Source organism: Xenorhabdus bovienii, assembly GCF_024721015.1.
GTDB classification, from domain to species: domain Bacteria; phylum Pseudomonadota; class Gammaproteobacteria; order Enterobacterales; family Enterobacteriaceae; genus Xenorhabdus; species Xenorhabdus bovienii.
In genome coordinates, this window is record NZ_JANAIF010000116.1 from 1 (window position 1) to 6,123 (window position 6,123).

Below are 6,123 nucleotides of genomic sequence, written 5' to 3' on the forward strand. Positions count from 1 at the left end.
CGTGGAGTATGAGCTAAATACTCTATTGGAAGGTTATGGTGCTAAATTTGCAATTAATTTTTCTTGATTACTTAGTAGATTCATCCGATTTTATTCTCAGGAAATGTGATACAAGCGATATCCTGATAAATAATCAACCTCACAATGTATTGCTTTTCGAACAAGTTGCTATACTGATAAACTCACGTACAACTGAAAAGGCGTTGATTATGTTAAGTAATAGAGCTGCAAGACGGTTGTTGGGTATGCCTCATAAATTGAGTAATTCCAAGCGTAAGGTAATAATTTCTCTTCTTAATCTCACCACCAGTGATAGTAAACACCAAATCCCAGAACACCTGAGACATTCTTCTTTTGTCTGTATGAAAAAAGATGCTTATTCAGGAATAATAACCTATCACCCAGGAAATACATTTTATTCTGAACATTTGAATACCCGTCGATAGAATTGCCTGTTTTTATTCTACAGAATTCATTATCACTAAAATGATTATCGTGATAAAAAAGCGCTAAAAGACGAACCGCCCACTGATGGGGCGGTTTCTAGTTATTTTATGAATCAGTAATCAATCAAAAATTGATTATTTGCGACGCCATGTCGTTCCCTGTGGGCCATCTTCCAACTCAATTCCCAACGCGTTCAACTGATCACGAGCCGCATCTGCCAGCGCCCACTCTTTGTTTGTACGGGCATCTTTACGCTGCTTGATTAATGCTTCGATTTGGGCAACATCATCATCCACATGAGCCCCCCCTTGCAGGAACTGTTCAGGTTCCTGTTCCAGCAGCCCCAGAATTCCCGCCAGTTTACGCAGTTCAGCAGCCAGACCGTTTGCCGCTGCCAGATTTTCAGTTTTCAGGCAGTTGATCTCACGAGCTATGTCAAATAGTACGGAATAGGCTTCCGGTGTGTTGAAATCATCGTTCATTGCTTCAGTGAAACGGGCTTCAAATGCTTCGCCACCCGCAGGCTGGGCCGATTTATCTGTGCCGCGTAATGACGTGTACAGGCGCTCAAGAGCAGTACGTGCCTGTTTCAGATTCTCTTCCGTGTAGTTCAACTGGCTGCGATAGTGGCCAGACAGCAGGAAGTATCGCACGGTTTCAGCATCGTAATATTCCAGTACGTCACGGATAGTAAAGAAGTTACTCAATGACTTGGACATCTTCTCTTTATCAACCATTACCATGCCGGAATGCATCCAGTAATTCACGTAAGGACCATCGTGAGCACAGGTAGATTGTGCAATTTCATTTTCATGATGTGGGAACATCAGATCTGAACCACCACCGTGAATATCAAAATGATGTCCCAGTTGTTTGCCGTTCATAGCAGAGCACTCAATATGCCAGCCCGGACGACCAACACCCCACGGCGATTCCCAGCTAGGCTCACCCGGCTTGGACATTTTCCACAGCACAAAATCCATTGGATTACGTTTTACATCAGCAACTTCGACGCGCGCTCCTGCCTGTAACTGCTCCAGATCCTGACGTGACAGCAGGCCATAATCAGGGTTGGTATCAATCGAGAACATCACATCGCCGTTAGCAGCCACATAAGCATGCCCGCGTTTGATCAGTTCTTCAGTAATCTGAATAATTTCAGGCATATGTTGAGTGGCACGCGGCTCCAAGTCTGGACGCTGGATATTCAGCGCATCAAAATCGCTATGCATCTCAGACAACATACGTGTGGTCAGTGCATCACAACTTTCATTATTTTCAGTGGCACGTTTGATGATTTTGTCATCCACGTCAGTGACATTACGGACATAGGTCAAATCATAGCCCAGATAGCGCAGGTAACGGGCAATGACATCAAATGCAACAAAAGTTCTACCGTGGCCGATATGACACAAATCATAAATCGTGATGCCACACACGTACATGCCCACTTTCCCTTCATGGATCGGCTTAAATTCTTCTTTTTGGCGACTGAGAGTATTGAAAATTTTTAGCATCGGTGGGTTTTCCGTAAAAAGTGACGTACGTGTAATAAAAGCGAACGAATCCGCTGATTATAGGCTTCTTTATCAGCGATATAAATAAACTAGAATATGAAAAGCCAGATGAGATATTTCACCTTGATATGCAACGCTTTGCAAGCGCCGCGAGCGACCTTGTTCACCGACGCTTGCAGAGTACTGACTCGAGATCACAGATATGATATAACAGCGGATGTTCCGAACACCCTAGAAAATAGGGTCAATCAAAACTATTATTAGGATTTCTATTATGGTGACTTTTCATACCAACTTTGGCGATGTTGTGATTAACACTTTCGCTGATAAAGCGCCTGTAACTGTTGAAAACTTCTTGAATTACTGCCGTGAAGGTTTCTATGACAATACGATTTTTCACCGTGTCATCAATGGCTTCATGATTCAGGGTGGTGGTTTTGAACCCGGTATGAAGCAGAAAACGGTCAAAGCACCTATCCAAAACGAAGCCAATAATGGCCTGAAAAACACCCGTGGCACTCTCGCAATGGCACGTACCAATGATCCACACTCTGCAACTGCCCAGTTCTTCATCAACGTTGTTGATAACGATTTTCTGAATTTCCGTTCAGAACGTCCAGACGGATGGGGTTACTGCGTATTCGCCGAAGTGGTAGAAGGCATGGATGTGGTTGAAAAAATCAAGGGCGTTTCCACTGGCCGTAGCGGTATGCACCAAGATGTACCAAACGAAGATGTGATCGTTGAACGTGTCACTGTCAGCGAGTAATCAATCGTTACATGTGTACGCTGTTTATTGCAGATCTTCATCTCAGTGAGCAAGAACCGGCAATTACTGCCGGTTTTCTGCGTTTTTTACGTGAAGATGCTATTTATGCTGAGAGTTTATATATCCTCGGTGATTTTTTTGATTATTGGATTGGCGATGATGACCCCAATTCCCTGCACAGTGAAATTGCCCAAGCACTCAACGAGCTGAAACAAAAAGGTATTTCCTGCTATTTCATTCATGGTAATCGTGATTTTTTGCTTGGCTCCCGATTTGCCAGAGAGAGCGGTCTGATCCTGCTGCCACAGGAAAAGGTGCTAAAATTATACGGTAAGCGCATTCTGATCCTGCATGGCGACACGCTATGCACAGATGATACAGGTTACCAGCAGTATCGTAAGCGGGTACACACGCCGTGGATACAACGGCTGTTTTTACTTCTGCCTTTGTTTATCCGACTGAAAATCGCAGCCAAAATGCGTGCAGGAAGCCAATACGCCAACAGCCAGAAATCCGAATCAATCATGGACGTCAATCAACAGGCGGTGATTGAACATTTTGAAAAATATCAGGTTGATTGGATGATCCACGGCCATACTCACCGTCCTGCAATACATGATATTCAAATCGCGGATAAAACCGTACATCGCGGTGTTCTGGGCGCATGGCATCATCAAGGTTCAATGTTCAAAGTGACGGAAACGTCGATTGAACTGATGTTTTTCCCCTTCTGATCCCTGCTGCGTATTTCTGTAAAAATCGACAAATCAAACAACGCAAACGTTTTCCTTATGCTATTCGCATGATATGATCCGCTTCCTCAATATATATTTGTTCTGGTGGACACCCAATACAGGAGCATCTGAGTTATGACGGCCCGCCCTGATCCCGCAACCGCTATTTCTGCAACTTCAATGCAACACCACGCCAAAATCGCCATTGTCATGGGTTCAAAAAGTGACTGGGCGACAATGCAACATGCCGCCGATATTTTGACGTCACTCGATATTCCCTTTCACGTTGAAATCGTTTCGGCACACCGAACGCCGGATAAACTTTTTCATTTTGCCGAACAAGCCAAAGAAAATGGTTATGACATGATTATCGCAGGCGCAGGCGGGGCGGCACATCTACCGGGTATGCTGGCAGCCAAAACATTGGTTCCGGTCTTTGGTGTCCCTGTGCAAAGTGCCGCACTCAGCGGAGTTGATAGTCTCTACTCCATCGTACAGATGCCAACAGGCATCCCCGTTGGTACGCTGGCCATCGGAAAAGCCGGGGCAGCAAATGCGGCGTTACTGGCAGCGCAAGTGCTGGCATTACATGATGATGTGCTGTTTCAGCGTTTGTCAGACTGGCGTTCAGCACAAACACAAGATGTTTTGAATAATCCAGATCCACGGGAGGATGCATGAAGCCAATCTGCGTATTGGGCAATGGTCAGTTGGGTCGAATGCTCCGTCAGGCCGGCGAACCATTGGGGATCGCTGTCTATCCGGTTGGGCTGGATGCCGAGCCTGAATCAGTGCCATACCAAAGCAGCGTTATCACCGCAGAAATTGAACGCTGGCCCGAAACAGCATTAACCCGCGAACTCGCCCATCATAAGGCTTTCATCAACCGTGATATTTTCCCCCAGCTGGCTGATCGCCTGCCACAAAAACAGCTCATGGATAGTTTGGGTTTGGCAACAGCACCGTGGCGATTACTGTCCGATCCCAGCCAATGGCCGCAACTGTTTGCGGAGTTAGGTGATTTTATTATCGTCAAGCGCCGTACCGGCGGCTACGATGGACGCGGCCAATGGCGCATCCGGCCGGGTGATGAAGCGGAATTACCTGCCGAAATTTACGGTGAGTGTATTGTGGAACAAGGCATTCCGTTTTCAGGAGAAGTTTCACTGGTTGGCGCCCGTAATGCACAAGGCCAATCCGTATTTTATACACTGACACATAATCTGCATCAGGAAGGTATTTTGCGCACCAGCGTTGCCTTGCCAAACGCAGATAATCAGTTGCAGCAACAAGCAGAGAAAATGCTGTCTGCCATCATGGATCACCTGAATTATATCGGTGTCATGGCGATGGAATGTTTTATTGTTGGCGATAATTTGTTGATCAACGAACTGGCACCCCGGGTACACAATAGCGGCCACTGGACACAAAACGGGGCTTCCATCAGCCAGTTTGAACTGCATCTGCGTGCGATCCTTGATCTTCCGATGCCTCAGCCAGAAATAATGGCGCCATCTGTGATGATCAATCTGATCGGTACGGAGCTCAATCCAGAATGGTTCGGTTTGCCTCTGGTGCATTTGCATTGGTACGAAAAGGAAGTCCGCCCAGTGCGCAAAGTTGGGCACTTAAATCTGGCTCATGCTGACAAAGGCGCATTGCAAACAACGTTACAGGCGTTGATCCCTCTACTACCTGCGGAGTACCAAAGCGGTTTGGAATGGGCGAAAATTAAATTAAGTTGATGAGTGATATTCGACGTTTTGAATTCGAAGTGGTAATTTTGAAGATAACTTACCACTTCCTATTCTAGTCCCAGCAATTATTTTTATTTCTTCAATAACGTTCTGGCTAGTGTATCTACAATAGTTCTTGTCATTTGGTCGATTTCATAATTGAGGAAATCACCCGCTCTGATCTTGTTGAAATTGGTCATTCTTAATGTTTCTGGAATCAGGTTCAAGGCTACGGTTTTATTCTCTTCATCAATGCCATTGATGGTTAAACTACAACCATGAAGACCAATAAAACCTTTCAGGAAGAAATACTTAATGTTGTCCTGAGGAATTCGGATAACCAACCGATAAGTTTCACCTGTTGGCGTAAATTCAATGACTTCGGCCACCCCTTCAACATGCCCATATAGGCTATGCCCACCATTTTCTTGATTCATCTGATGTGATCTTTCAACGTTAACCTCATCCCCAACGGTGAGCAATTTTAACGTTGTGCTCTCAGCGGTAAAATCGGAGATATCAAAAGAAACTCGGTCATCGGTGAATTCAGTGACTGTCAGGCAAGTACCATCAATGGCAACACTGGCGCCCACAGAAACACCCGCAAAAAAACGATGATGATTACTCACGGTCAGCGTGCTGAAACCATTATTTTTATTGAGTGACAATACACTCTCTTTACCTTGTACAATTCCTGTATACATAATATTTTTCGTCTCCAAATTAATATAATTATAGATTAGCTTTATTACAGCTTACACTTTATTTTTTAAATTTAGAATAATAAAATAAAAAACGCATATCAAAACCCTCTCTGCTAAGTTATTTATATTATTATTTTCGTTCGAAAATTGACACCGAAAAATAATAAAATCTATATTTATATTTATATTTATATTTATATTTATATTTATATTTAT

7 protein-coding genes are annotated in these 6,123 nt (G+C 44.3%); 5 read left to right on the forward strand and 2 right to left on the reverse strand.

Annotated elements, in window-relative coordinates:
- The first annotated feature begins 209 nt into the window (after nt 1–209).
- Complete coding sequence (sra, locus tag NXS07_RS18145) at nt 210–446, forward strand: stationary-phase-induced ribosome-associated protein (protein WP_071826760.1); 237 nt, start codon at nt 210–212, stop codon at nt 444–446.
- A 135-nt stretch (nt 447–581) separates the two neighbouring features.
- On the opposite strand, the gene cysS is transcribed toward sra, so the two are convergent.
- Complete coding sequence (cysS, locus tag NXS07_RS18150) at nt 582–1,964, reverse strand: cysteine--tRNA ligase (RefSeq protein ID WP_238126793.1); 1,383 nt, start codon at nt 1,962–1,964, stop codon at nt 582–584.
- Between the two features lie 274 nt (nt 1,965–2,238).
- Between cysS and ppiB the strand changes: the two genes are divergently transcribed.
- The 4 genes from ppiB to purK all read left to right on the forward strand — a co-directional run bounded on the left by ppiB (nt 2,239) and on the right by purK (nt 5,212).
- Nucleotides 2,239–2,733, forward strand: coding sequence for a peptidylprolyl isomerase B (gene ppiB, locus NXS07_RS18155; RefSeq protein WP_038198043.1), 495 nt, complete (start codon nt 2,239–2,241; stop codon nt 2,731–2,733).
- A gap of 11 nt (nt 2,734–2,744) precedes the next feature.
- Complete coding sequence (gene lpxH / locus NXS07_RS18160; RefSeq protein WP_038223832.1) at nt 2,745–3,467, forward strand: UDP-2,3-diacylglucosamine diphosphatase; 723 nt, start codon at nt 2,745–2,747, stop codon at nt 3,465–3,467.
- A gap of 135 nt (nt 3,468–3,602) precedes the next feature.
- Nucleotides 3,603–4,148 (forward strand): 5-(carboxyamino)imidazole ribonucleotide mutase, encoded by a 546-nt coding sequence (purE, locus tag NXS07_RS18165; RefSeq protein WP_258087338.1) that lies wholly within the window; start codon nt 3,603–3,605, stop codon nt 4,146–4,148.
- Complete coding sequence (purK, locus tag NXS07_RS18170) at nt 4,145–5,212, forward strand: 5-(carboxyamino)imidazole ribonucleotide synthase (protein WP_258087339.1); 1,068 nt, start codon at nt 4,145–4,147, stop codon at nt 5,210–5,212. The genes purE and purK overlap by 4 nt, the downstream gene beginning before the upstream one ends.
- Before the next feature lie 83 nt (nt 5,213–5,295).
- Here purK and NXS07_RS18175 read toward each other — a convergent pair whose 3' ends face one another.
- Nucleotides 5,296–5,907, reverse strand: a complete 612-nt coding sequence (locus NXS07_RS18175; protein ID WP_038198040.1) for a riboflavin synthase — start codon at nt 5,905–5,907, stop codon at nt 5,296–5,298.
- Nucleotides 5,908–6,123: the final 216 nt, after the last annotated feature.

What these genes read in the sequence shown, in the direction of transcription:
- sra (WP_071826760.1), top strand. Translation starts at nt 210, where the DNA reads ATGTTAAGTAATAGAGCTGCAAGACGGTTGTTGGGTATGCCTCATAAA.
- cysS (WP_238126793.1), bottom strand. Translation starts at nt 1,964, where the DNA reads ATGCTAAAAATTTTCAATACTCTCAGTCGCCAAAAAGAAGAATTTAAG.
- ppiB (WP_038198043.1), top strand. Translation starts at nt 2,239, where the DNA reads ATGGTGACTTTTCATACCAACTTTGGCGATGTTGTGATTAACACTTTC.
- lpxH (WP_038223832.1), top strand. Translation starts at nt 2,745, where the DNA reads ATGTGTACGCTGTTTATTGCAGATCTTCATCTCAGTGAGCAAGAACCG.
- purE (WP_258087338.1), top strand. Translation starts at nt 3,603, where the DNA reads ATGACGGCCCGCCCTGATCCCGCAACCGCTATTTCTGCAACTTCAATG.
- purK (WP_258087339.1), top strand. Translation starts at nt 4,145, where the DNA reads ATGAAGCCAATCTGCGTATTGGGCAATGGTCAGTTGGGTCGAATGCTC.
- NXS07_RS18175 (WP_038198040.1), bottom strand. Translation starts at nt 5,907, where the DNA reads ATGTATACAGGAATTGTACAAGGTAAAGAGAGTGTATTGTCACTCAAT.